Origin of the sequence: Bartonella sp. AP57NXGY, from assembly GCF_042195805.1 — a bacterium.
Taxonomy (GTDB): Bacteria; Pseudomonadota; Alphaproteobacteria; order Rhizobiales; family Rhizobiaceae; genus Bartonella.
Window position 1 is genome coordinate 1 of record NZ_JBHIOZ010000604.1, and the last position, 610, is coordinate 610.

The 610-nt window shown below is 39.2% G+C and carries 1 protein-coding gene; it reads left to right on the plus strand.

What is annotated here, in order from left to right; all coding sequences use genetic code 11:
- Window positions 1-51 precede the first annotated feature (51 nt).
- Window positions 52-459, plus strand: coding sequence for a hypothetical protein (locus tag ACFIL8_RS12280; protein WP_375635130.1), 408 nt, complete (start codon window positions 52-54; stop codon window positions 457-459).
- The last annotated feature ends 151 nt before the right edge of the window (window positions 460-610 follow it).

Here is a 610-nt window from a genome sequence, read left to right on the forward strand (position 1 = left end):
TGGCTCATCTCATCGTGAACAATTTCCTTTAAGTAAATCATGGAGTAAAAAATGAAACAAACTCTAAAATTATTAAGTGCTGTAACTTTGTTAGGTATTGCAGGATGTCAGTTTAATAAAACTCCTGGGGGGTATTTGAGCGCGTGGGAGAAAAATGGTGTTACTGATTTTACTGAAATAGGAAAAGCCTTATTAGAATGTGGTATGCCAGCTCCTTATGATGTATTTCCAGAAAACAGAAATTTAAGCAACAATGCAATAGCAACGATTCATGCTTGTATGGTTCAATCAGGTTTCCGCTATAAAGATGAAAGGGGGGGGGGATGGTGTGTAAACCATAAAGCCGAAAATCTCCCGATTTGTCGTCCAGGTGCTGTTGTTCCACAGCGCAGTGTCAAGAAGCGCTTAAACAGCCCTTTTTGTAAAAAGCATCCAGAACAATATGAATGCTATCCTTAAGTCTTTCTTGTGATGATCAACAATCCGCCATCCTTGCCTTCGCTTGGAATGGCGGGATTGTTTTCTCAATCTAACATCTCAATATTGTTCACCGTTGTTTTAAGCAGCGGTGACAGGAAATATCAACAGGCTTATGAGCTTTTTTATTGTA

What these genes read in the sequence shown, in the direction of transcription:
- ACFIL8_RS12280 (WP_375635130.1), top strand. Translation starts at nt 52, where the DNA reads ATGAAACAAACTCTAAAATTATTAAGTGCTGTAACTTTGTTAGGTATT.